We start from the raw sequence: 26,454 nt of genomic DNA on the forward strand, positions 1-26,454 counted from the left end.
ATTTTAGAATATATCTAAAGTTGTTTTATGATGTTTGTAATCAATAGTGGTTACCTAATTTATATAAGAAGAGGGTATCTTTTTTATACGATAGGTGCACTATGGATTTTTTATAAAGATGATTAATTATATATCCGTTTAATGATTATGTTTTATTCGAAAGGAGGATATAGGTTTTAAGTTTAGGGTATAAATATTTTATTTTTGAAAGGGCGTACGTTATGTTAAAAAGATTATTTATGCTTGTAACCACGATTATGGCATTTTTAACGATCGCTGGTTGCGGTGGCAATAGTTATCAGGCGAGAGCTGATCGTGCAGCCAAGGGAGAAATTGTTATTTCCATGGGGAAATATATGATTAATGGTGGTTATGACCCTACTAGTGGATGGGGTATGTGGGCTGCGGATCCATTCCACTCTGCGTTATATACAAGAAATGATAAAAAAGAACTGGAAATGGATTTAGCGAAAGATGTAACCATATCTCCAGATGGCTTGCATTATACATTTAAAATTCGTGATGATGTTAAGTTCTCTGATGGTCAACCACTAACAGCTAAAGATATTGTATTTACTTATGAAACAGCACAAAAGGCAGGTGGCTATGTAGATCTTACTTTCATGGAATCAGTCGTGGCAAAAGATGACTATACGGTAGAATTTACATTGAAAAAACCTTGGTCTCCATTTCTTGAAATAACTTCTACATTGGGGATTGTACCAGCCCATGCGTATAATAAAGAAACTTACGGTTCACAACCAATTGGTTCTGGTCCATGGAAAGTAGTGGCATTCCAAAAAGAGCAACAGTTAATTATGGAACCGAATGAATATTATTATGGTGAAAAACCAAAATTAAAAAAAGTGACAGTTTTAAATATTGCTGAAGATGCTGCAGTAGCAGCGGCTAAATCTGGTCAAGTGGATGTTTTATTCTTGAACTCTGACTATGCGAATGCAAAAGTAGATAATATGAAAGTATTTACGATGCAAACTATAGCTTCTTTTACATTGAATCTTCCAACACAACCAGAACGTGAAGAAAATGGTATGAAAGTAGGTAATAATATTACGTCTGATCCAGCCATTCGTAAAGCTTTAAATATTGGTATTAATCGTGCAGAAATTATCAAAAATGCATTGAATGGATTTGGTGAACCAACATACATGTATTCCAAAGAGCTAGCATGGGTTAATCCAGAATTAAATATCACAGATAATCGTGTAGAAGAAGCGAAAAAAATTCTTGAAGATGCTGGATGGAAAGACACAGATGGTGATGGAATTCGTGAAAAAAATGGCGTAAAAGCTGAATTTAAAATTTCCGGTCGTTCCAACGATTTACAACGTTATAATACAGCAGTAGCGCTAGCAGCGGATGCAAAAAAATTGGGCATCAATATGATTGCGGAATCTATGGCATGGTCTGATGCTCGTAAAATTGCTCGTAATGTACCTACAATTTGGAATTCTAGTGACTTTAATCCATTGTCTCTTTACATGTATTTCCATAGTTCCCAAATTGGTAAAAACGTAATTAATAACCCAGCTATGTATAGCAATCCAACAGTAGATGCTCATATTGATGCGGCATTGGCAGCTAACAGCTGGGATGAAGCGATTAAAGAATTTAAGTTGGCTCAATGGGATGGAAAAACAGGTATAAAAGAAGATGTACCATATTTATGGATTGCCAATGTATCCGTTCCATATTTAGTTCGTGATGGTCTAGACCTAGGTAATGTAGGCGTTAATCAACGTGGACAAGGCATGGGTATTATAGCAAATCTTTCTCAATGGCAATGGAAATAGTATAGTAAGGATTACATATGAATCAGCAAATTTGGTCTTTTATTAGACAACAACTTATTCGTGTGGTACTTTTGATATTTGCTGTCAGCGTAGTTAGCTTTTTGCTCTTAGTTATTTCTCCGATTGATCCAATTGATGCGTATTTTTCGGGATTATCTGTGACGGAGGAGCAAAAAGCGGCTATGGCTGCTTTCTGGCAATTTGATAAGCCACCAGTAGAACGATACTGTATTTGGGCAGCAGACTTGTTACAAGGTAATTGGGGAGTTTCCTTCCTTTACAATGAACCTGTTATTAATGTCATTGCTGAGAAGTTCCAAGAAACTCTTTTGTTAATGATGCTTTCATGGGTACTAGCTGGATTGGTAGGGTTTTTCTTTGGTATCGTCAGTGGCGTATACGAGGGAACATGGATTGATAAAATCATCAATGGGTTTTCCTTGTTGTGCGTATCTATACCAACCTTTTGGTTAGGCATTGTGGTGCTATTTATTTTTGCAGTGGAATTACAATGGTTTCCCTTTGCCTTATCCACTCCCATTGGTAAAATCGGGGCAGATGTCACATGGGCAGAGCGATTATACCATGTGGTCTTACCCGCATTAACTTTAGCGGTTACGGGTGTCTCTGCTATCACTCTACATACGAGACAAAAGATGATCGATTGCTTAGGCAGTAATTATATGTTATTTGCAGAAGCTAGAGGGGAAACGCTGTGGCAACGTGTGTTACGACATGGGTTGAGGAATGTGATGATTCCAGCGATTATATTACATTTTGCATCTTTTGCTGAACTATTCGGAGGTGCCATTTTAACAGAAGTCGTATTCTCCTATCCTGGTTTAGGTAGTGCGGTGACATTGGCAGGTTTGCGAGGAGATGTTCCATTATTATTAGGTATTTCATTTTTTAGTGCCATCTTTGTATTTGTTGGCAATTTAATTGCTAATATATTGTATGCAGTGGTGAATCCAGAAATTAGGAAAGGGGGACATGAGATATGAATGACGATGTAATAGAAGTATCGACTGTTCATTCTTGGACAAGACGTAAAAAAATGTTGCTGTTAGCATCTTTTGTATCTGTTGTCCTTGTATTGATTACCATTGCAGGGGCACTTATGCCAGAAGAAAGTTATGCAATCAATTATGGTAATAAATACGCAGAGCCGTCCTTGCAATATATATTTGGTACTGACCATATGGGAAGAGATATGCTATATCGTTGTATCAAAGGTCTATCGATTAGTATTCAAGTAGGATTATTGGCTGCTTTTGTCAGTTCTTGTATAGCATTGGTGCTAGGAACTTTATCTGCTACCTTTGGTGGAAAAGTAGATGCCTTTATCTTGTGGCTTGTTGATTTATGTATGGGGGTTCCGCATATTTTGCTAATCCTCATGATTTCTGTGTCCTTAGGGGGAGGAATGAAAGGTATTGTCATCGGTGTGGTGGCGACACATTGGACTCGCTTAACACGATTGATACGGGCAGAGGTCATGCAACTTCGTAAAGAACCATATGTGTTGGCAGCGCGTAATTATGGTCATTCCTATTTCCGTATTGCCAAAGAGCATTTTGTGCCACATGTTTTACCACAATATATCATTGGTCTTGTGTTATTGTTTCCTCATGCTATCTTGCATGAAGCTGGCATTACCTTTTTAGGCTATGGGTTACCATTAGACTTACCAGCTATTGGTATCATATTGTCTGAATCGATTCGTCATATCTCTTTAGGATTATGGTGGTTGGCCTTTTTCCCTGGCATGACATTAATGGTTGTGGTATTTTTCTTTGATCGATTGGGAGAAGCTTTAAAAGAGTTATTCGACCCTGCACATTCGCAGCGATAGGAGGTTCTCATGAAAGAAGAATTATTGCGGGTAGAGAACCTTGCAGTCACGTTTGAAATGTACCAAGGGAAACTTTCAAAACGCCATGTACAGGGGATTAAGGATATTTCACTGAGTGTCTACACAGGAGAAATATTAGCCGTAGTCGGTGCCAGCGGGTCAGGAAAATCCTTGTTAGCGCACGCTATTATGGGATTATTGCCTTATAACTCTACTGTGGATGGGAAGATTTTCTATAAAGGAGAAGAGTTAACTCCGAAACAACAAGAACTCTATCGTGGTTCAGAGATGGCTCTAGTACCACAGTCGATCACCTATTTGGATCCGACTATGAAAGTGGGAAAACAAGTTGTTGGACTAACAGGGAATATGGCGGAACAAGAAGCCGTATTTGCGAAATTAGCATTGCGTGAAGGTGTGAGTCGTATGTATCCCTTTGAACTATCTGGTGGTATGGCACGGCGCGTGCTAGTATCGACAGCATTGATTAGTCATGCTCAGTTTATTGTAGCGGACGAACCAACTCCTGGTATGGAAATGAAAGATGCTGTGCAAGCCTTACAGATGTTCCGTGATATGGCGAATGAAGGAAAAAGCTGTATGCTCATTACCCATGACTTAGATTTGGCTATTCATGTGGCAGATCGTGTAGCTGTATTTTATGATGGTCGCTTAATTGATGTGACAGAGGCAAGAAACTTTCAAAGTCCAGAGCTGTTAACACATCCGTATACACGTGCTTTATTTAATGCATTGCCACAGAATGAGTTTAGGGACTATTCTAAAGCAGAAGTTGAACAATTTTTGATGACAAAGGAGGGATATGATGTTAGACATTAAAAATCTCACCTTTGGGTATCATGGGGGTGAATTTGTACTGAATGATGTGTCTTTACAAATTGAACAAGGTAAGCGTATTGCATTACTGGGTCCTAGTGGATATGGTAAAAGCACATTAGCTAAAATTTTAGCAGGGTATATGTTGCAAAGAAGTGGCATCGTCACCTTAGATGGGCAAGATATTCGGGAGATACAAGGATACAATCCGATTCAATTGATTTATCAACATCCTGAAAAAGCCTTAAACCCTAGATGGAAACTCAAAAAGAGTTTAGATGAAGCTTGGGATATTCCAGAGTCCTTATTGGATCGTATGGGCATCGAAAGAGAATGGTTGTCTCGTTGGCCTAATGAATTATCTGGTGGTCAATTACAACGGATCTCTATTTTACGTGCTCTTTCACCACAGACGAAAGTATTGATAGCAGACGAGATTACCGCTAGTTTAGATGCGATTACACAAGCGCAATTATGGTCTGTCATTTTAGAAGAAGTAGATAAGCACAATATGACATTGGTGCTGATTACGCATAATCGTCATTTAGCAAACCGAGTTTGTGAAGAATTAGTGGAAATGAATGTAATTAATAACTAACTTTCATGTAAAATATATCCTATAGAAGCGGTTTATCACTGTTTTTATTACGTCACTTGCCGTATAATGTATACGACAAGTGATTTTTTTATTAGAAAGGATTTAGTAATTTCATGATTATTTTATTCGGATTTATTCTATTGTTAGCTTGCTTAATTGTTGGTGTAAGACATGGTGGCTTAGGCTTAGCCGCTGTATCTGGTATCGGTCTTGCTATTTACGTATTTGTAATTGGTCTTGTACCCGGTAAACCGCCAATTGACGTAATGCTAACGATTATGGCAGTTGTAACTTGTTCTGGTTTCTTACAAGCTTCCAAAGGTTTGGATGTCATGCTTGTATACGCAGAAAAATTTCTTCGTAGTAATCCCAAACAAATTACTATTTTAGCGCCGATCACAACATGGTTCTTAACTGTGTTATGCGGAACAGGACACGTAGTGTATACGATGTTCCCAATCATCTATGACATTTCTATCAAAGAGGGGATTCGTCCAGAACGACCAATGGCTGTGGCATCCATAGCTTCTCAAATGGGGATTTGTGCATCTCCAGCATCCGTTGCGGTTGTATCTGTAGTAGCTATGTTAGGGGCAGTCAACTTCCCAGCTAGCGTGGTAACGATTTTATCCATTACAATTCCAGCTACATTTATTGGCGTTATTGTAGCTGGTGTATGGAGTATGCGTCGTGGTAAGGAATTGGCCAATGACCCTGACTTCCAAGCTCGTATTCAAGATCCTGAACAACGTGCCTATATCTATGAAGAGAATAAAGAAGCTAGTGTTGTAAAAGAACTTCCTCGCACAGCATATTGGGCAACCATCATTTTCTTACTAGGTATTTTGGTCATTGCTTTATTCGGTAGTTTCCCTAACCAATTATTGCCATTAGTTCCTAATGCAAAAGGTCTATGGAAACCATTATCCATGACTCCAACAATTCAAATTGCGATGCTTGTGATGGCAGCTTTAATTCTGTTGGTTTGTAAAGTAAAAGTTAGCGATGTAACAAGTGGTTCTGTATTCAAATCTGGTATGATTGCTGTTGTGTCGGTATACGGTGTAGCTTGGATGGCAGAAACCTATTTTGGTGCCTATATTCCACAATTCAAAACAACTCTATCGAGTGTGGTAGTAGAGCATCCATGGACCTATGCACTTGTATTGTTTATCATTTCTAAATTGGTTAACTCTCAAGCAGCAGCACTCGCTATCGTGGTGCCAATGGGTTTAAGTGTAGGCGTAGATCCATTGATTGTGTTATCCTTCATACCTGCATGTTATGCATACTTTGTATTGCCAACGTATCCATCTGACTTAGCATGTATTGGTTTTGACCGTTCTGGTACAACACGAATTGGTAAATTTGTTATTAATCATAGCTTTATTATTCCAGGTATTATCGGAGTATTTACAAGCTGTGTTGTTGGGTATTTTATTGCTCACGCATTATTCTAATATGATGTGATGATATGTATATACTGTCTGTATATACATTCTAGTAGTACAACTATGAGCTTTGAAAGGCAACAGTACAAGGAGAAAGTAGTATGTTAAACAACAAGTTAGGCCTCATGAGTATCATACTCTTAGGGGTGAATGCAATTATTGGTACAGGAATTTTCCTGCTTCCAGGTAAAGCGGCTGCGTTGGTAGGCGTCAACAGTTTATGGGTTATCGTATTCGATGCTCTACTAGTGATGTCCATTGCCTTATGTTTTGCCGAAATGGGCGGTATGTTCAATAAGAACGGCGGTCCATATGTCTATGCAAAGGAAGCATTTGGTAACTTCGTAGGTTTTGAAGTTGGTTTTATGAAATGGGCAATTGCAACAATTGCTTGGTCTGCCATGGCAGTAGGTTTTGCTACTGCTCTTGGTGCGGTATGGGAACCAGCAAGTACAGAAATGGGTAAAAATGTGATTGCCACATTGATTATCGTGGTACTTGGTATCATGAATATCATGGGTGTTAAGATTTCAAAAATTATCAATAATATCGTAACTATAGGTAAATTGTTGCCATTAATTTTCTTCATCCTAGTAGGTATTTTCTATGTGAAAGGTGTTAACTTCCAACCAATGCAATCTGTGCCAGATATGACGCAAGCAAGCTTTGGAGCGGCAGCTTTAATTATTTTCTACGCTTTCACAGGTTTTGAATCTATTGCGGTAGCAGCGGAAGATATGGAAAACCCTGAACGCAATGTGCCAAAAGCAATTATTCTTGTATTAACACTGGTATCTATTGTATATATCTTAATTCAAGCGATTTGTATTGGTATCATGGGTGATTCCCTTGTTACATCTAAAACTCCTGTAGCCGATGCAGCCTTTGTGTTCATGGGACCTTTGGCGAAAGCAATTGTTACAGCAGGTACACTGATTTCTATCGGTGGTATTAACGTAGCATCTTCCTTCTTGGCACCACGTTCTGGGGTAGCTATGGCGGATGATGGACTGATTCCTAAAGTAGTATCCAAACGTAATAAAAAAGATGCTCCTTATGTAGCTATTATTGTCACTGTAGTATTTGCAGTTGTATTATCTTGGACTGGTAGTTTTGAAAAATTAGCAGCTATTTCCGTAGTATCTCGTTTTGCTCAATACTTACCTACATGCTTAGCAGTACTTGTATTCAGAAGCAAACGCCCAGATATGGATAGAACGTTCCGTGTTCCAATGGGACCAGTGATTCCAGTATTAGCTATTGTAGTTAGTGTTTGGTTGATAACACAATCTTCTTTGGAAAAAGTATTCTGGGGACTTGGTGGCTTAGTAGTAGGTGCTGTATTGTACTACATTATGAATCGTAATGGAAAACAAACAGCTTAGTCGCCTAAAATAATAAGTTCATAAGATATTTGTGGGTTCTTATCATTAGAGGATTATAAGTAGGTTATGAATGATTGAGCGGAAAGCTCTACATAACATGTATATATAAAAGTAAGAAACATAGGTAGGCATGTAATATAGTCAGTTTTGATGGATACATAAAGCCTACTTATGTTTCTTTTTTATTTTCTTTTTATATACTGTATGAAATGCTCAATGTAGTGAATCTTTTCTAGAAATACACAAGCAGATGCTAGTTCTGGATTTTAGATAAAATTGTAAAAAGAATAACTTTCATTACTTTTTCATGTATATAGCTCACAAGTATGGTATAATAAGGATACTGTCTAAAGAAAACTATCCAGTGCAATACAGATTGGAGTGAGATATTTGCGTAAGTTATTTGCCCTATTGGGTATGTTAGTATTGGTGTTACCAGTTCTGTTTGGTGTCACGAAGGCTGCGAATGTGACAGATCTTCATTGGGTGACAAGAAATGATGCACCAATTCCTTTTGTGAGAATGGTCTTTAGTTTATCAAGTCCTGTTCATGCTACGGCTTCTATTAGTGCTAGTGGTACATCGACTACATTAGTGCTAAAAAATGCTACTCTAGCAGGAGCACCTACATCAATTATGATGGATGATGGTATTGCTAAAAGTGCTACACTTTCACAACAAGGACAAGATACGCTAGTAAAAATTGAAACACCAAAAGCTATTGATGTAGAAGATTTAAAAGTATTTACATTAAAAAAAGACACTGTAAATAATAAGCCATACCGTATGGTGGTGGATATTCAGAAAAAAGGGGTGGCTCCACGAGAAAACTACTATGGGAAAAAGCCTGTAGTGGAGGCTAAATCTGCTGTAGCTGCTAAACCAGTGGTAGCTACTACATCTGCAGAGGTAAAACCTGTTGTACCTAAGGAAATACCAAAACCAGTGGCTAAGGTGGAGAAACCTAAGGTAAACTCACCGGCAAAAACAGAATCCAAGGAAGGACCTAAAAAACCAATTGTCTTACCAACAATCCCAGAAAAACCAGTGCCACAATCAGTAAGTTATCGCACATCTGGTGGCATCAAGGGTAAGATTATTGTGTTGGACCCTGGACATGGTGGTAGTGATCCAGGTGCTATTGGACCAACCGGATTACAAGAGAAGCAAGTGACCTTGCCTATATCAGAATATTTAAAATCTATACTGGAAGCGAAAGGTGCTAAAGTTATCTTGACTCGTACTACAGATGTAGATGTGTATGGTCCACATGCGAGTGGTGTTGATGAATTACAAGCTCGTGTGAATGTGGCAAATGCTAATCAAGCTGATGCATTTATCAGTATTCATATTAATTCTTTTTCCAATCCTAATGTAGGTGGGATTGCTACCTACTATTTTGACGGATCTGAGCAGTCGAAAAAACTAGCTTCTTCCGTACAAGGTCAGATTGCTGATCATAGTGGATTTAATGGTGATCGTGGTATTCAACCAGGAAATCTGTATGTATTACGACATTCCTTTATGCCATCTATATTGGTAGAGTTAGGATTTATTTCAAATCCTAAGGAGGAAGGTCATTTAAAAGAATCATCTACACGACAACAATTTGCTAATGAATTAGCAAAAGGGTTGGAAATCTATTTTGGAGGTTAATTCATGAAACAATCATTACGCTATGGCTTAGTGGCTATGATGAGCGTTTGTGTCATTGCTTTGGCGGGGTGTAATTCTCAAGATTTGAAACTAGATCTAGGAAAACAAACAACCGTTCAATCGACTACATCAGAAGATAAAAAAGCGATGGATAAGATGACAAAAATTGTGGTCTATGTACCGCGACAAGATGGGAAAGGCGTAATGCCACAACCGCTTACGATTGATAAAGAGCGTAAAACGGTAAAAGATGCCATAAATTTGATGATTGAGCAAGATGGTCGTGCAGAATATCCAGTCTTTGCAAAAGGCACAAAAGTAGTCGAAACATCAAAACATGATGATACTGTGACCGTGGTTTTGAATGATGACTTTTTACAGGATGCTACAGGTTTAACAGCCACACTTCGCATTGCATCTATCGTCAATACAGCAGTGGAATTTGATGGTGTACATAAGGTGTATGTAAAGGTAAAAGGAGTGACCTTGCCGACTTATGGTAATATTGATTTAACGCGTCCATTGAAACAAATGAAAGATAAAATCGTAAAAGATTAAGTACTATGTTAGGGGACTCTTCATAAAGAGTCTCCAACATTTTTATACCTTAAATTCATGGTAATTTAGTATGAAAAAAGATCTACAAACATATTGTAAAAAGGGAGGATTTGATGATACAAAATTTATTAGAAGAGTTAGGTAAGAACTGGCCATTTTATATGCATTTATTGCTAGAGCATATAGGAATTACTTTTACAGCAGTCATCATTGCCACGATTTTGGGTTTGGCTATAGGAGTGTTCATCACACGGAAGCAAAAATTGGCTAATTCTGTTATATCTGTAGTGAATATTGCTTACACCATACCCTCAATTGCTTTGTTGGGCTTTTTGATTTCTTTTACTGGTGTGGGAAATACGACGGCTATTATTGCTCTTACCATCTATGCGTTGTTACCTATCGTGCGTAGTACCTATGTAGGGATTACCACTATTGATCCAAAGATTATTGAGGCTAGCCGTGCTATGGGTAGTACAGATAGGCAAATTTTATGGAAAATACAGTTACCGCTAGCATTTCCTGTTATCTTCGGAGCTATTATGAATATGGTGACCATGACCATCGCCTTAGCAGGGATTGCTTCCTTTGTAGGGGCAGGGGGTCTAGGAGTTGCTATTTACCGTGGTATAACTACTAACAATGAAATATTGATTTGGATTGGCGGTATTTTAATTGCTCTCTTAGCTTTGGTCATAGACGGCATACTAGGCTTCATTGGTAAACTAGTAGAACAGCACAAAATGCATACGGTAGTGAATAAAAAAATAGGCTATGCATTGGGAGCTATCTTAGTGATTATTTTTGGTGTCCTGGGAATGCAACAGTATAGTAAAAACGATACCATTCACATTGCATCAAAACCTGTATCGGAAGGATACATTTTGGCGGAAATCGTGGGTACTCTCATTGAGGCAGATACTGACTTGAAGGTTAAGTACACCCATGGTGTAGGTGGCGGCACATCTAATATTCATCCTGGCATGGTGCGAGGCGATTTTGATATGTATCCGGAGTATACAGGGACATCTTGGCAAATCGTGTTGAAACATAAGGAAGACTACAAGAATGACAAGTTTCCTATGTTGAGTGTAGAGTACAAGGACAAGTATCATTTTTTGTGGAAGGGCATGTTTGGTTTTAACGATACCTATAGTATTGGCATTCGAGCAGATCTAGCGAAGGAATATGGTATTAAAACGTTTACTGATTTGGCGAAGTATGCAGGACAGCTAACATTTGGTGCAGAATATGATTTTTTTGAACGTGAAGATGGTTATAAAGCGTTAGCTAAAGCCTATAACTATCACTTCAAAAAAGAAGTAGATATGGACAATGGATTAAAATATCAAGCCTTGTTTGATAAGAAAATTGATGCGATGACTGTGTTTACTACAGATGGTCAACTGTCTGATCCACGGGTTGTAGTATTAGAGGACGATCGAAACTTTTACCCAAGCTATATGGCGGGCATGGTTGTTCGTGAGGAAACGTTACAAAAACATCCTGAGCTAGAAAAGGTATTACATCGTTTGGACGGTATCTTAGATGAAAGTACTATGGCACAGCTGAATAAAAGGGTAGAAATTGATAAGGAAGATCCGAAACAAGTGGCAAAGGAATTTTTGCAATCTAAAGGATTGGTGGTGAATTAGATGAATCAGATTATAGAATATAAAGATATTGGAAAATCCTATCAAGGCAAATGGGTGGTGAGAGATTGCAATCTAACAATCAATGAAGGTGACTTTCTTTGTATTGTAGGCACATCTGGGTCAGGGAAAACGACACTCTTAAAAATGATTAATGGATTGATAGTACCCGACGAAGGAGATATTACTATTTTTGGAACTCGTGTTATCGATCAGGATATTATTTCTTTGCGGAGAAAGATTGGCTATGCTATTCAAGGGGATGGACTGTTCCCCCATATGACAGTAGCAGAGAATATTGGGTATGTGCCTAGACTAGAGGGTGCACCGAAAGAAGAGGTAGATGCTATTGTAGAACGCATGCTTTCATTAGTGGGCTTACCACTAGATAGTAAGGAAAAGTATCCTAAGGAATTATCTGGAGGTCAACAACAACGGGTTGGCATCGCCAGAGCCTATGCGAACTCGCCGAAGATATTGCTCATGGATGAACCATTTGGAGCAGTGGACTCTATTACAAGGTATCAACTACAAGAAGACTTGAAACATATTCATAAGCAAACGGACTGTACTATTGTGTTTATCACCCATGACATGCACGAAGCTTTCAAGCTAGGCACACATATCCTTGTCATGCACGAAGGTAAGATACAACAATATGGAACAACGGAGGAAGTAAAGAATCATCCGAGTAATGACTATGTGAAACAGCTAGTGGAGATGACGCGGTAGGGATATACAAATCTACGGAAACATAGTAAAAGGGAATCCTTATAGGGGTTCCTTTTATTTTTATTATCCTTTGGTCCCTAGTATGGTACAATAAGAACAACGTGTATAGAAAAGTGATATACAGATCTTATAGTTCAATTGCAATAGTATATCGTTATTATCCGTAACGGCATAGATACGTTAGTTTGTTATTACACAATGAAACGAGGTGGTACCATGCATAAGGATCCTTTTGAGGAATATATCCGTCAAGGTGAAGCTAGTCAATATGAAAAAGCTCAAGCCTGGAAGACAGCTATTGGTTTACAAGCTGTCGATGGGTTGACGCCGTCTGCCTATTTAGTAGACTTAGCAAAGAAGAATATTGAAGGGCAGATGTCCCTACAGGTTCTTCATACATTGTTGGAAAATTATTATGAATCCTATCCGAATCAAGAAGATAGAACAGCAGAAGCGGATATAGTATCACTTCGTATGTCGGAGTTGCTCTTAGAGAAAGCTTTCAGTTTTACGCCGAATGAGTACCTATCGATTCATAGACAATTGTTTACAGATATCTATGCTCATGCGGGCAGTATACGAGATTACAATATCACAAAAAAGGAATGGATTCTCGATGGTGATACGGTGACCTATGGTAGCGTGTCTGAACTAGGGGCAACCTTACGCTATGACATAGAGCAAGAAAAAAATTTTTCCTATGCCAATTTGGATATGTCAGAGACGATTCGTCATTTGGCTACTTTTGTTGCCAGATTGTGGCAGATTCATGTATTTGGTGAAGGAAATACGAGAACGACCGCTGTATTTTTTATTAAATATCTCCGCACCCTAGGCTTTACAGTGACGAATGATATGTTCGCTGACCATGCGTGGTACTTTAGAAATTCCTTAGTACGAGCCAATTATCAAAATTTGAAACTAGGAGTGTATAGAACAACGGAATATTTAGAACATTTCTTGCAGAATTTGTTGTTAGACGAAAGTCATTTGTTATCGAATCGTTGTATGCATATTTATAGTACTAACGGGAACATACAGGAAGAAAGCATACAATATAATGACGATGGTTATACTATAAAAATGGACACTATATCAGAGGATGCTATAGTAGGTTATGATACTACTTCGGGTAATAGAACTTCTTTAGGAAATGAAACTGTAAAGGAAATGCGCTGTCATATGGAAAATAGTACTACTGTACCTGAGGGTAGGGTATCGTCGCTTGACGAATTTGCTCTCATCGACAAATTAACCCAACACAGTATCTATAATCCTACATACGTAAAGGTCGGTGTTGGTGATGACTGCGCTGTCTATGATACGCCTTGCGATGTGGATCAACTGGTCAGCACGGACATGATGGTAGAAGGCATCCACTTTAGTGAAAGTACCACCGCCCCTTTTGATGTAGGGTATCGATTGGGGGCAGCAAACATTAGCGACATAGCAGCGATGGGTGGTACCCCACGGCATATGGTGGTGTCTATTGCAGTGCCTAAGGGGCGACATACGTCCTATGTAGAAGAAGTGTATCAAGGTTTGCATGACATATGTGCGGAGTATAGAGTCAATATCATCGGTGGAGACACAGTATCAACGGAAGGACCTTTTGTGATTTCTGCCACAGTGTTTGGAGATGTTCCAACAAATCGATCTGTCCTTCGCAGTGGTGCTCAAGATGGTGATGCAGTGTTCATCACGAATTGTCTAGGTTTATCTTATGTGGGTCTCCACAGTTTGTTAGAGGGCAGCGAGGACTATCCGGTGAGTAGGTCTGTCCATCAACGGCCCATTCCTCATATAGAATGTGGTATAATAGCAAGAGACTTAGGTGCCACGTCTATGAACGACATCAGCGACGGCTTGTCCAGCGAGCTCAACGAGATTGCCAAAGCATCGCAGGTGATTATTTATATTGATGAAAGTGCGTTGCCAATCCATCCAGAGGTGCAGGCCTATTGTGAAAGTCATCATATGAGCCTGTACTTTCCGATGTGGACAGGGGGCGAAGATTTTCAGCTAGTGGGAACCATACCAGCTGAGAAAGCAGATAGCTTACCTAAGGAGACTTTCACTATTATTGGACATGTTAAAACAGGCAATGCACAGGTATTAGTAGACCGTGATGGACAATGGATGAGAGTGGAACCTAAAGGATATAATCATTTGGATAAAGGAATACTATGAATACCATACAATATACAACACACTCCGTAGAGGAAACGTTGGCTCTAGGTTATAGGCTAGGGAATTTTATGAAAGACTATGAAAGTCCTATATGTATTGCCCTGGATGGCACGCTAGGAGCAGGGAAAACGCATTTTTCCCAAGGGATTGCAAAGGGCTTTGGAGTTACAGAAGAAGTGACAAGTCCTACATTCGCCTTGATGAACACCTATGAAGTAGATGGTTCTAACTTATACCATTTCGATTTGTATCGAATGGACTTGGTAGAAGAACTGGAAACCATCGGATTTTACGAATATACAGAGGAAACGAAGTCCGTTGTGGAATGGGCTAGTAAGTTTGTCGATGAATTACCAGATACGACAGTGTGGATTGAGATTTCTGTCGGTAATGATGGATCTCGTCAGTTTACAGTTCGTACGGACTTACTTTCAGCGGAAACATTACAATGCATAGGAGAGAACCTATGATTTTAGGAATTGAAACGAGTAGCGCCGTTGCTAGCGTAGCGGTAGGAAATGACAAAGAAATACGAAGCGAACTCATTGTACAGGCAGGGCTTACTCATTCTGAGCAATTGGTGCCACATATTGAAACGGTGCTGACAACGGGGAAAGTAAAGAAATCTGACATTACCGGCATTGCCGTAACCATTGGGCCTGGTTCCTTTACAGGCTTGCGCATTGGCTTAGGCACGGCAAAGGCTTTGGCTTATGCTTGGAATGTACCCGTAGTAGGCGTGCTCACCACCGATGTGTTAGCCCAAAGTTTTATGTATTCTAACTATCGGGTATGCACTGTCATTGATGCACAAAAGAAACAGGTCTATGGCCGTCAGTATGAGTGGAATGGCGCGGATATGATTGCTTTAGATACAATAGAAGTACATCAAGTAACTGAATTGCTAGAGAAATTAGTACAACTATCTGGAGATACTCCAGTGGTCATCGTAGGGGATGGTCTGAAGCGATTGGAAAAAGAATATGCTCTAGGTGTAGAAGAAGGCCGTATTGACCCTATTAGACTTGTTATCGGTCATGAATCGAAACAACGCCCACGGGCATCTCATGTCATTCAAGTGGCATTACCACAATTCGTGAGTGGTACGATTCCTGATGCGCAGTCCATTGAGCCATTCTATATTCGTAAATCGGAAGCGGAAGTGGTGTGGGATGAGAAAAATAAAGACATCTTAGCTACTGGTAACTATGTGGAACCTACGGTAGTAGTCCGTGAAGCAGCAGGTGAACGATAATGGTCACATTACGAGAAGCCTTACGAAGTGATATTGAAGGTATCTACCAAATAGAGAGGGCCTGTTTTTCAACACCTTGGTCAAAGGAAGCTCTATTAGATGATTTAGAAGTAGAAGATAAGCTATACCTTGTGGCAGAAGCAGAAGATGGCAAGATTATTGGTTATGCAGGATCTTGGTTAGTTTTGGATGAAGGGCAGATTACGAATATTGCCATACATCCTGAACATCGTCGTGCAGGTTATGGATCTAAAATGACTCGTAAGTTAACGCAAATGCTCCGTAAACAAGGAATGAAGCATATTTTTTTAGAAGTGCGTGTCTCCAATATTGCAGCTCAAGCCATGTATCGTAGACTTGGCTTTACAGCGGTAGGAGTACGCAAACAATTTTATTCAGATCCAGTAGAAGATGGGCTGATTATGAGGAAAGAAATGGAGGAACTGGCATGAGTATCTACACACTAGCTATTGAAACTAGTTGTGATGAAACATCGGCAGCAGTGTTGCAAAATGGCAGAACGGTCGTTTCTAATGTAATTTCCAGTCAAGTACCCATACATAGAAAGTTTGGTGGTGTTGTTCCGGAAGTGGCGTCTCGACATCATATAGAACAGATTATGCCAGTTATTGACCAAGCTTTGGTAGATGCGAATATGACATTAGATGATATGGATCATATCGGTGTCACTTATGGGCCTGGTTTAGTAGGAGCTTTGTTGGTAGGGGTGTCAGCGGCGAAGGCTCTGTCCTTTGCAAAAGATATTCCTTTGATAGGCGTTCATCATATGGAAGGTCACATCTTTGCAAATTTCTTGTTACACCCTGATTTAGAACCGCCTTTCTTGTGCTTAGTGGTATCTGGTGGGCACACCATGATTGTTCATGTGACAGATTATGAAAGCTTTCAGGTATTAGGACAAACACGTGATGATGCGGCAGGTGAAGCCTTCGATAAAATCGCTCGCGTATTAGGCTATCCTTACCCAGGAGGGCCACATATTGATGCGTTGGCGAAAGTGGGAAATCCGGATGCCATAGAGTTTCCAAGACCCTTATTAGAAAAAGGAAATTTCGATTTTAGTTTCAGTGGCTTGAAGTCGGCTGTTCTTAATTATATCAATGGAAAACAACAAAAAGGTGAATCCATCTGTCATGAAGATGTAGCAGCCTCCTTTCAAAAGGCCATTACGGACGTATTGGTAGAAAAAATGAAAGAAGCGGCTCATACATTAGGAGAAACGAAAATCGCTCTAGCTGGTGGCGTGTCGGCTAACAGTGGATTGCAACGAGATTTACAAGCCATGTGTGAAGCAGAAGATTTGACTTACCTCACAGCGGGATCTATGTTGGCTACAGATAATGCAGCTATGATTGGTTGCCGAGCCTATTATATGGCACAAGCTGGTAAATTCAGTAACTACACTTTGAATGCAAAGCCGTCCATTCCCTTGGGCAGTGATTTGTGGAAAGGAAACCAACATGATTAGTTGGAAAGACAGCCTAGACAAAGAAACAGATTTATATCCTACACAACAGGCTTTACTATTGCAGTTCTCTGAACGATTAAGCTTTGGTAAAGCTATCAGTGAGCAAGGGGTGTCCCTCTTAGTGCAAGCTAAGGACGGACACCTTTTACTTAGTGGAGCGTTGGATAGTCGTCATACGGGGACAGTACAGAAATTAGACATACCCCTAGAGCATCCGATTCAACAGATATTAGATACAGGAAAACCTTTTGCAGGCCTATTGGAGTGGGAAGAAGAAACAGATAGTGGGGTTACAGTAGAAACCTATCACGCTTATATCTATCCTATTGTAGATAATGGAGGCAAATGTATTGGTGCTTGTGCCTTTACTAATCCTGTGTCTGAAGTGTATTCTAATCGTTATGATGAATTTATGTCCATGGTATCACAGACTACGTTTCAAGGAATGTTAGTACCACAATTACAACAACCTGAGTTATATGATGGGATTTCCGTATTAGATGGAATTATTTTCTTTGAACAGGATGGAACTATTTTATATGCGAACCGTGCTGCGAAAAAATTAGGGGATATATTTGGTATCGACAGACGCATACAGGGTACATCAATCTATAGCAGCACATTGAAAGTAGGTCGTATTAAAAAGGCTTTAGAAGATAGACTAGGTACGATTGACGAAGAATTATATGGTGATATTGCCTTGCGACAAGTGATGATTCCCGTTGTTCTTGGAGTTAGATGGAAACGTGGTATTTTGGTGTTACAAGATAAGACGGAGCTTCGAAAACGGGATCAACAGTTACTAGTAAAAAATTCTGTCATTAAAGAAGTCCATCATCGAGTGAAAAATAATTTGCAATCTGTAGCGGGTTTATTGCGCATGCAAAGTAGAAGAAGTACTTCCGAAGATGTAAAACAAGCCTTACAAAACAGTATTCATCGGATTGAAAGTATGGCTCTTGTCCATGAAATCGTGTCTAATTTTGATGAAGACTATGTGGCGTTGCGCAGTATTATAGAAGAACTGTGGCGCTTGTTGCGACAAGGGTTAGGGTCTTCTGAGCAACGCATAGACATGGAATATATTGGAGAAGACATTATTATGTCATCTCACAAAGCCAGCTATGTGTCCTTGGTAATGAATGAACTCTTTTCCAATCTTTTTAAACATGCTTTCAAAGATAGAATAGAAGGTCAAGTACAGGTAGAGGTACGAGACGTAAGGGACGTTGGACATCATGACATGCTACACATTAGTATCCGTGACTCAGGCTGTGGTTTGCCAGACGATTTTGAAAGTACTAGAAAGAGCCATTTAGGATTACAGATTATAGAGAATTTAGTGCGGAATGAATTGGATGGAAAAATTTCTTGGACATCCCAAGGGACAGGGACTATGGTAGATATTTGGATTTATAAAGGAGAAGAGTATGCGCGTCTTAGTAGTAGACGATGAGTCGCTCATTCGAATGGACTTGCGAGATATATTAGAAAGCCAAGGTCATACCGTTGTAGGGGAAGGTTGTAATGGTGTAGAGGCTATTCAACTATGTCAAGCAGTACAACCAGATATAGTATTGATGGATGTGAAGATGCCTGAATTAGATGGCATAGAAGCGGCTCGACAAATTCGCCATCAACGATTGGCTCCGGTGGTACTATTAACAGCGTACAGCCAAGATGATTTAATCCAAAAGGCATCTCAATCTGGAGTGTATGGTTATTTAATAAAACCTCTACGAGAATCGGACTTAGGTCCAGCTCTGCAGATGGCTATGGGTCGTTTTCAAGAAGAAGAAAACTTGCTAGAACAGGTCAAAGGATTGGAAAGTTCCCTAGAAGAACGAAAATATGTGGCGAAAGCGACGGGCATATTGATGGAACTACACGGATTCTCTGAGGAAAAAGCCTATGAAAAAATACGTGCTTTCAGTATGGATAAACGGATTAGTGTCGTAGATACTTGTAAGAAAATTATTGCAGCCCATGAGGCTAAATCATAAAAAAATTATGGCTGCTATGAAGCAAAGTTTTAACTATGAAAAAGTATTTAGTCAAAAAGTCAAAAAAGACTTGCAAAAATTTAAAAATGATTTATAATAATACTTGTGATTAGCACTCACCACTCTTGAGTGCTAACATCGATATTATAGTGTATAAGAGAAGAGGTATAACAATGAAACCATTAGGCGATCGTGTCATTATTCGTGTATTAGAAGTAGAAACAAAAACGGAAAGTGGTATCTTTTTAGCATCTTCCACAAAAGAACGTCCATCTGAAGGTACGGTTATTGCTGTGGGTCCTGGTAAATTATGTGACAATGGCGAACGTGTAGCACCAGAAGTTAAAGTGGGCGATACAGTTATGTTCTCCAAATATGCTGGTACTGAGTTCAAAATTGATGGCATTGACCATTTAATCATCAGCGAAAAAGATATTTTAGCAGTATTATAATCTGACCAAAGAAGGGGACAACCCCATATAGGAGGCTATACAATGGCAAAAGAAATTTTATTTAACGAAGAAGCACGCCGTGCATTAGGCCGTGGCGTTGACCAATTAGCAAATGCAGTAAAAGTAACATTAGGACCTAAAGGTCGCAATGTAGTATTAGAGAAAAAATTTGGTGCCCCAACAATTACTAACGATGGTGTTACCATCGCTCGCGATATTGAACTTCCAGATCCATTTGAAAACATGGGTGCTCAATTAGTGAAAGAAGTTGCTACTAAAACTAACGATGTAGCTGGTGATGGTACAACTACTGCTACAGTCTTGGCGCAAGCTATGATTCAAGAAGGTATGCGCAATGTAGCAGCTGGTGCTAACCCAATGATCCTTAAAAAAGGCATCGAATTAGCCGTTAAAAAATTAGTGGCTGAAATTCAATCCAAAGCGATTGATGTAAATGGTAAACAAGACATTGCTCAAGTAGCTTCAGTGTCCGCAGCTGATGAAGAAATCGGCGCATTGATTGCAGAAGCAATGGACCGTGTAGGTAATGACGGTGTTATCACTGTAGAAGAATCTAAAACATTACAAACTGAATTGAACGTAGTAGAAGGCATGCAATTCGACCGCGGTTACCTATCTCCTTACATGGTAACTGACCCAGATAAAATGGAAGCAGTTGTGAACGAACCATTGATCTTGATCACTGACCGCAAAATCTCCGTTATCGCTGATTTATTACCAGCTCTTGAAAAAGTTGTAAAACTTGGTAAAGAACTTGTGATCATTGCTGAAGACGTAGACGGCGAAGCATTGGCTACATTAGTAGTGAACCGCCTTCGTGGTACATTAAAAGCAGTAGCTGTGAAAGCTCCTGGATTCGGCGATCGTCGTAAAGCTATGTTAGAAGATATTGCTATCTTAACTGGTGGTATCGTCATCAGCGAAGAAGTGGGCTTGAAACTAGAGAATGTAGATTTAGAACACTTGGGTACAGCTCGTCAAGTTCGCATCACAAAAGACGAAACTATCATCGTTGATGGTAATGGTAATAAAGACGTGATTGCTCGTCGTGTAGCACAAGTTCGCGCACAAGCAGAAGAAGCTACTTCTGAATTCGATAAAGAAAAATTACAAGAGCGTTTGGCTAAATTGTCTGGTGGTGTCGCTGTGATCGAAGTAGGTGCAGCAACAGAAGTGGAATTAAAAGATAAAAAACTTCGCATCGAAGACGCATTGAACGCTACTCGTGCAGCTGTAGAAGAAGGTATCGTTGCAGGTGGTGGTACTACATTAATCGACATCATCCCAGCATTAGACGGTATAGAAGCAACTGGCGATGTATTGACAGGTGTAAATCTTGTTCGCCGTGCTGTGGAAGAACCACTACGCCAAATCGCTTACAATGCAGGTTTAGAAGGTTCCGTTGTAGTAGAACGCGTAAAATCTACTGAAAGCGGCATCGGTTTCAATGCATTAACAGAAGAATATGTAGACATGGTAAAAGCTGGTATCGTGGACCCTGCTAAAGTAACACGCTCTGCTTTACAAAATGCAGCATCCATCGCAGCATTAGTATTAACTACTGAATCCATTGTAGCTGACAAAGTAGATGAAAATGCTCCAATGATGCCTCCAATGCCTCCAATGGGTGGTATGGGCGGTATGATGTAATTTCAGATTGCATCCGTGGATCGCAGTATTGACTAAGTAAATACTATGGGGACTGTGAAAGAATAGAGGACTATTCTTTCATAGTCCCTTTTTGTTATATGGGATATATAGAAATGCCCTTGAATGCCTTGGGTATCCTTCTGGGGTATAGTTTCATATATATATGGATGATATATAATTAATAACTTGATAATGTTATAGTTAATAACATGAAGAATAATAAAAATTAATGGAAAATCATTATTGACAATACATAGAAAAAGTTTTATAATTACATCATAAAGTAACGGATAATTATTATCCGTTGTAAAAGATATAGGTTTTAATTTTATTATAATATGTATAAGTTTACAAAGGAGAAAGTTATGAAAGAAGAAAAATTGACAACAGCCTTTGGTGCTCCAGTGCCGGATAATAACAACAGTGCTACAGCTGGAAAACGTGGTCCTGTATTGATGCAAGATGTGTGGTTGATGGAAAAATTAGGCCACTTTGCTCGTGAAGTGATTCCCGAACGCCGTATGCATGCGAAAGGATCCGGTGCATTCGGTACTTTCACAGTGACAAACGACATCACTAAATATACAAAAGCAAAAGTATTCTCTGAAGTAGGTAAACAAACTGATTTGTTTGTACGTTTCTCCACAGTAGCTGGTGAACGTGGTGCCGCTGATGCGGAACGTGATATCCGTGGTTTCGCTGTGAAAATGTACACAGAAGAAGGTAACTGGGATTTAGTAGGTAACAACACACCAGTATTCTTCATCCGCGATCCATTGCAATTCCCAGACTTAAACCGTGCGGTAAAACGTAATCCTGAAACTAACTTGCGTGATGCTACTGCAAACTGGGACTTCTGGACTAGCTTGCCAGAAGCAATGCACCAAATCACAATCGTAATGAGTGATCGTGGTATTCCTGATGGCTACCGTCATATGCATGGTTTCGGTTCTCATACATATAGCTTAATCAATGAGAACGACGAACGTGTATGGGTGAAATTCCACTGGGTATGCCAACAACCAATTAAAAACTTAACAGAAGATGAAGCAGCTGCTATCATTGCGAATGATCGTGAAAGTGCACAACGTGACTTATTTGATGCGATCGCTAAAGGTGATTTCCCTCGTTGGAAATTATACATTCAAGTGATGACAGAAGAACAAGCAGAAGCTCTTCCATACAATCCATTTGACCTTACAAAAGTATGGTATAAAAAAGACTTCCCATTAATCGAAGTAGGGGTGATGGAATTGAACCGTAACCCAGAAAACTACTTCCAAGATGTAGAACAAGCAGCATTTGCTCCATCCACAATTATCCCTGGTATTGGATTCAGCCCTGACCGTATGTTACAAGGTCGTTTGTTCTCCTATGCAGATGCGCAACGCTACCGCTTAGGCACAAACTATCCATCCATTCCTGTGAATGCGCCTAAATGCCCATTCAATTCTTACCATCGTGATGGACAAGGCCGTGTAGATGGCAACCATGGCGCTACTATTGGATATGCTCCAAATAGCTTTGGCCAATGGGCTAACCAACCACAATACAAAGATCCAGGATATGATGTATCTGGTAAAGCATACCAATACGACTTCCGTGAAGATGATTCCGATTACTATACACAACCTGGTAAATTGTTCCGTCTCATGACTCCAGAACAACAACAAGTATTGTTTAGTAATACAGCTCGCAATATGGCAGGAGTTCCATTGTTCATCCAAGAACGTCATGCTAAACATTGCTATGCATGTGACCCTGCATATGGTGAAGGCGTAGCGAAAGCATTGGGTATTACAGTAGATTTCTCTACACCTGCTGACATCGGGTAACACTTGCAGCGCTATTCAGTCTATGGCGTTCCTTTGAAAATAGCATAATAGTAGGAGTGCGACACATTCCCTCACAAACGGTATTTCATAATGTTTGTTCGGGAACATGTCGCACTCCTTTTGTGTTGTCATTATTTTGGCAAAGGAAACGCCATAGACTTCTACGCACAACTGCGTTCAAGGTGGTAGGGGAACATGGGGTAATCGTATTAAGTAATTCTTGTTAGGATATAAGGCATAGGGGTATGTATAGAATTGTATTTAGGAGAGTGGTAAGGTGTTATGGTATACTTATGTATATTAGTTAATTAATTGTAAGAAAATTTGTTGAGGGAAGGATACACATATGGTTCATTTTTTATTGCGTGGTAAACCTACGTATGTTAACTTTGGAATATTGGTGTTGCGATTAGCTCTTGGTATCTCTATGGTCTATCATGGATATGTGAAGTTCTTAAGTGGCGCAGCAGGTTTATATAAAGTAGGTGCTATGTTAGGATCATTAGGATTGCCGGGGTACTTTGAAGTGTTTGGAGCTTTTGCAGCAATTTGTGAATTTATTGGTGGTATGTTGGTTGTTTTTGGATTATTTACACGCTTTGGAGCGTTGTTATTAGCTGGAGTTTTGTTTACAGCTACCATTCTTCATATAGATGCAGGTTTCTTTGCATGGGATTATCCATCACAAATGGGATTTGCTGCATTGGCTATATTCTTTATGGGTGGTGGACGATATAGTGTAGATGCGTCTTTATTTGGGAAGTAACTTGTTGTGCTATGTAGTCTGTGGCATTCTAAACTGAATAGAAGTAAAGGGAAGAGCACGGTATACTCCTCACAAACGGCACTACGTAATGTTTGTTCGGAGCACACCGTGCTCTTCTTGAGGCTATCTAATGTATGCAGTAAGGAACGCCACAAGTCTACTACGCTCAATTGCGTTTCTTAAGGAGGAGCACGCCATCGGCTTTTGTGCTTGTGTAAACTAAGTAGTAAGAAACGTTACAAGGCTACTATTTGCAACGGCATTCCATAGGTGAGATTATGTTTTTATAAGTCATATATATCATTTAATATATACATTCTATAGAATCTTTACAATTCTATAGAATGTATGTTACAATACGTTACGGTATTCATGGATTACCTTTGGATTGATGGCATAGTATTATGTATTTCTTTCTCACAGGTAATGGTATAACTCTTAAGGTCTAGGCGGAAATGTGTCGCTCCTTATTGAGATAATACATGAAGAGTGCCTATTGTTTAATATATTGCTATGTTACAGAAAGAGGCTGTCACATAGTACATTACAAATAGATTGAGGAGTTAAGATGAACGCAAAGACAACACCATTTACAAAGGAACAATTAGAAACGATTATCGCGCAATATCCAACGCCGTTCCATATTTATGATGCGAAAGGTATTATGGATAATATGCGCGCATTTTTAGATGCTTTCAGTTGGGCACCAGGGTTCAAACAATATTTTGCTGTGAAAGCAACGCCCAATCCATATATTATGAAAATGATGAAAGAAATAGGTATTGGTGCAGACTGTTCCTCTATGGCAGAACTAATTTTGAGCGAAAAGGTGGGGATCACAGGAGATGACATCATGTTCTCCTCCAATGATACGCCGTACGAAGAATACAAAAAAGCGATGGATTTAGGTGCGATTATTAACCTAGATGATATTACGCACATTGCCTATTTGGAACAACATGGTGAGTTACCAGATCGTTTTTGTTTCCGTTACAATCCAGGTTCTTTAAAAGAAGGCGGTAACACAATTATCGGCCTTCCGGAAGAAGCGAAATATGGCATGACGGAAGCACAAATCATGGAAGCTATCAACTACTTAAAAGGAAAAGGTATTACTAACTTCGGTTTACATACGATGGTGGTATCCAATGAACTAGATGTTGATGGCTTAGTAGGCACGGCTGAATTGATGTTTAACCTAGCATTGCGTGTGAAAGAACAAACTGGTGTGGAAGTATCTTTTATTGACCTTGGTGGTGGTATTGGTGTTGCTTATAAACCAGAGCAGACTCCGGTAGATTATAAGGTGTTAAGTGCAGGTGTGAAAGCAGCCTATGACCGTTTGATTACAGGAACTGGTCATAGCCCGATTCAATTGGCATACGAGTGTGGTCGTATGGTGACAGGTCCTTATGGGTATTTGGTGGCTACAGCGATCCACAAAAAAGATATTTATAAACATTACATTGGCTTAGATGCATGTATGTCTAACTTGATGCGTCCAGCTTTATATGGCTCGTATCATCATATTACTGTGATGGGAAAAGAAAATGAGCCAGCTAACATGACCTATGATGTGACTGGATCTTTATGTGAAAATAATGATAAATTTGCCATCGATCGTCAATTACCAAAAATTGACATGGGCGACCGCATTGTGATTCATGATGCTGGTGCTCATGGTCATGCTATGGGCTTCAATTACAATGGTAAATTGCGCTCCGCAGAGCTATTACTACATGAAGATGGCAGTGTCACACAAATTCGTCGAGCAGAAACACTAGATGATTATTTTGCTACATTAGATTTTTCTAATTTATAAGTAGAAATGTAAAGGGCTGTTCTTTACGATAGTTATTTAGGCTAATATAGACATATGCTTTAGTTACTTCTGAGACATTGTTATACATCTCAGGGAAATAGAGTATATGTCTATTTATATATAATTAGCATCTAATCGTGAGGGGCAATCTGTTAGAGTTGGTATACAATCGTGCAGGATAAAATTGCAAGGCTATATTTATAAAAATCGAGTGTAGTTATCTGGAGAGAGTAAAATGCTTTATATCCCTAAAAAATATGGGAATAGCATTTACAATATTGAGAAAATTCGGTATAATAAACATTGTTGAGTCTCTTGGTGGAGAATTTAAATTTCAATATGCTATAAATGAATAGATGATATGTTAATATATCATTAAAATCATAGTAAAATAGTAGAAATTACCTTGCGGTTCGAGTCTATACACAGTATA

At 39.3% G+C, this 26,454-nt stretch carries 23 protein-coding genes; all 23 read left to right on the top strand.

The window, feature by feature from the left end; translation table 11 throughout:
* Nucleotides 1-221: 221 nt before the first annotated feature.
* The 23 genes from EO119_RS05075 (at nucleotide 222) to EO119_RS05190 (ending at nucleotide 26,021) form a co-directional block, all read left to right on the top strand.
* Complete coding sequence (locus EO119_RS05075) at nucleotides 222-1,814, top strand: ABC transporter substrate-binding protein (RefSeq protein WP_240632829.1); 1,593 nt, start codon at nucleotides 222-224, stop codon at nucleotides 1,812-1,814.
* A 17-nt stretch (nucleotides 1,815-1,831) separates the two neighbouring features.
* A complete protein-coding gene (locus EO119_RS05080; protein ID WP_126940896.1) occupies nucleotides 1,832-2,818 on the top strand; it encodes an ABC transporter permease in 987 nt (328 codons plus the stop codon).
* Nucleotides 2,815-3,669: an ABC transporter permease gene (locus EO119_RS05085; protein ID WP_126940897.1), complete on the top strand. Its 855-nt coding sequence runs from the start codon at nucleotides 2,815-2,817 to the stop codon at nucleotides 3,667-3,669. The genes EO119_RS05080 and EO119_RS05085 overlap by 4 nt, the downstream gene beginning before the upstream one ends.
* 9 nt (nucleotides 3,670-3,678) lie before the next feature.
* A complete protein-coding gene (locus EO119_RS05090; protein ID WP_126940898.1) occupies nucleotides 3,679-4,509 on the top strand; it encodes an ABC transporter ATP-binding protein in 831 nt (276 codons plus the stop codon).
* Nucleotides 4,496-5,104, top strand: coding sequence for an ABC transporter ATP-binding protein (locus EO119_RS05095; RefSeq protein WP_126940899.1), 609 nt, complete (start codon nucleotides 4,496-4,498; stop codon nucleotides 5,102-5,104). The genes EO119_RS05090 and EO119_RS05095 overlap by 14 nt, the downstream gene beginning before the upstream one ends.
* 113 nt (nucleotides 5,105-5,217) lie before the next feature.
* Nucleotides 5,218-6,564, top strand: a complete 1,347-nt coding sequence (locus EO119_RS05100; protein ID WP_126940900.1) for an anaerobic C4-dicarboxylate transporter — start codon at nucleotides 5,218-5,220, stop codon at nucleotides 6,562-6,564.
* A gap of 92 nt (nucleotides 6,565-6,656) precedes the next feature.
* Entirely contained in the window at nucleotides 6,657-7,940 is a 1,284-nt protein-coding gene (locus EO119_RS05105; protein WP_062403123.1) for an APC family permease, read from the top strand.
* A gap of 390 nt (nucleotides 7,941-8,330) precedes the next feature.
* The gene (locus tag EO119_RS05110) at nucleotides 8,331-9,596 is read left to right on the top strand and encodes an N-acetylmuramoyl-L-alanine amidase (RefSeq protein ID WP_126940901.1); all 1,266 of its coding nucleotides are present in this window, start codon (nucleotides 8,331-8,333) and stop codon (nucleotides 9,594-9,596) included.
* A gap of 3 nt (nucleotides 9,597-9,599) precedes the next feature.
* Complete coding sequence (locus EO119_RS05115) at nucleotides 9,600-10,154, top strand: GerMN domain-containing protein (protein WP_009353602.1); 555 nt, start codon at nucleotides 9,600-9,602, stop codon at nucleotides 10,152-10,154.
* Between the two features lie 113 nt (nucleotides 10,155-10,267).
* A complete protein-coding gene (locus EO119_RS05120; protein WP_126940902.1) occupies nucleotides 10,268-11,809 on the top strand; it encodes a glycine betaine ABC transporter substrate-binding protein in 1,542 nt (513 codons plus the stop codon).
* On the top strand, nucleotides 11,810-12,538 hold the full coding sequence (locus EO119_RS05125; protein ID WP_126940903.1) for an ABC transporter ATP-binding protein: 729 nt from the start codon (nucleotides 11,810-11,812) through the stop codon (nucleotides 12,536-12,538). It abuts the gene before it with no gap.
* A 216-nt stretch (nucleotides 12,539-12,754) separates the two neighbouring features.
* Nucleotides 12,755-14,728: a thiamine-phosphate kinase gene (thiL, locus tag EO119_RS08155; RefSeq protein ID WP_206168793.1), complete on the top strand. Its 1,974-nt coding sequence runs from the start codon at nucleotides 12,755-12,757 to the stop codon at nucleotides 14,726-14,728.
* Nucleotides 14,725-15,198, top strand: coding sequence for a tRNA (adenosine(37)-N6)-threonylcarbamoyltransferase complex ATPase subunit type 1 TsaE (tsaE, locus tag EO119_RS05140; protein ID WP_126940904.1), 474 nt, complete (start codon nucleotides 14,725-14,727; stop codon nucleotides 15,196-15,198). The genes thiL and tsaE overlap by 4 nt, the downstream gene beginning before the upstream one ends.
* Nucleotides 15,195-15,983 (top strand): tRNA (adenosine(37)-N6)-threonylcarbamoyltransferase complex dimerization subunit type 1 TsaB, encoded by a 789-nt coding sequence (tsaB, locus tag EO119_RS05145; protein ID WP_164725681.1) that lies wholly within the window; start codon nucleotides 15,195-15,197, stop codon nucleotides 15,981-15,983. The genes tsaE and tsaB overlap by 4 nt, the downstream gene beginning before the upstream one ends.
* Nucleotides 15,983-16,435, top strand: a complete 453-nt coding sequence (gene rimI / locus EO119_RS05150) for a ribosomal protein S18-alanine N-acetyltransferase (protein ID WP_009353597.1) — start codon at nucleotides 15,983-15,985, stop codon at nucleotides 16,433-16,435. Before tsaB ends, rimI begins: the two co-directional genes overlap by 1 nt.
* Nucleotides 16,432-17,472, top strand: a complete 1,041-nt coding sequence (tsaD, locus tag EO119_RS05155) for a tRNA (adenosine(37)-N6)-threonylcarbamoyltransferase complex transferase subunit TsaD (protein ID WP_126940906.1) — start codon at nucleotides 16,432-16,434, stop codon at nucleotides 17,470-17,472. Before rimI ends, tsaD begins: the two co-directional genes overlap by 4 nt.
* Nucleotides 17,465-18,928 (top strand): sensor histidine kinase, encoded by a 1,464-nt coding sequence (locus tag EO119_RS05160; protein WP_164725682.1) that lies wholly within the window; start codon nucleotides 17,465-17,467, stop codon nucleotides 18,926-18,928. The genes tsaD and EO119_RS05160 overlap by 8 nt, the downstream gene beginning before the upstream one ends.
* Complete coding sequence (locus tag EO119_RS05165; RefSeq protein ID WP_009353598.1) at nucleotides 18,903-19,475, top strand: ANTAR domain-containing response regulator; 573 nt, start codon at nucleotides 18,903-18,905, stop codon at nucleotides 19,473-19,475. The genes EO119_RS05160 and EO119_RS05165 overlap by 26 nt, the downstream gene beginning before the upstream one ends.
* 173 nt (nucleotides 19,476-19,648) lie before the next feature.
* Nucleotides 19,649-19,927: a co-chaperone GroES gene (groES, locus tag EO119_RS05170; protein WP_038144714.1), complete on the top strand. Its 279-nt coding sequence runs from the start codon at nucleotides 19,649-19,651 to the stop codon at nucleotides 19,925-19,927.
* 42 nt (nucleotides 19,928-19,969) lie between these two features.
* The gene (gene groL / locus EO119_RS05175; protein WP_062403098.1) at nucleotides 19,970-21,598 is read left to right on the top strand and encodes a chaperonin GroEL; all 1,629 of its coding nucleotides are present in this window, start codon (nucleotides 19,970-19,972) and stop codon (nucleotides 21,596-21,598) included.
* Between the two features lie 365 nt (nucleotides 21,599-21,963).
* A complete protein-coding gene (locus EO119_RS05180; RefSeq protein ID WP_009353608.1) occupies nucleotides 21,964-23,433 on the top strand; it encodes a catalase in 1,470 nt (489 codons plus the stop codon).
* A 346-nt stretch (nucleotides 23,434-23,779) separates the two neighbouring features.
* Nucleotides 23,780-24,199: a DoxX family protein gene (locus EO119_RS05185; RefSeq protein WP_126940909.1), complete on the top strand. Its 420-nt coding sequence runs from the start codon at nucleotides 23,780-23,782 to the stop codon at nucleotides 24,197-24,199.
* Between the two features lie 568 nt (nucleotides 24,200-24,767).
* Complete coding sequence (locus EO119_RS05190; RefSeq protein ID WP_009353613.1) at nucleotides 24,768-26,021, top strand: diaminopimelate decarboxylase; 1,254 nt, start codon at nucleotides 24,768-24,770, stop codon at nucleotides 26,019-26,021.
* Nucleotides 26,022-26,454: the final 433 nt, after the last annotated feature.

The organism is Veillonella sp. CNR 79/14 (assembly GCF_003992185.1).
Taxonomy (GTDB): Bacteria; Bacillota; Negativicutes; order Veillonellales; family Veillonellaceae; genus F0422.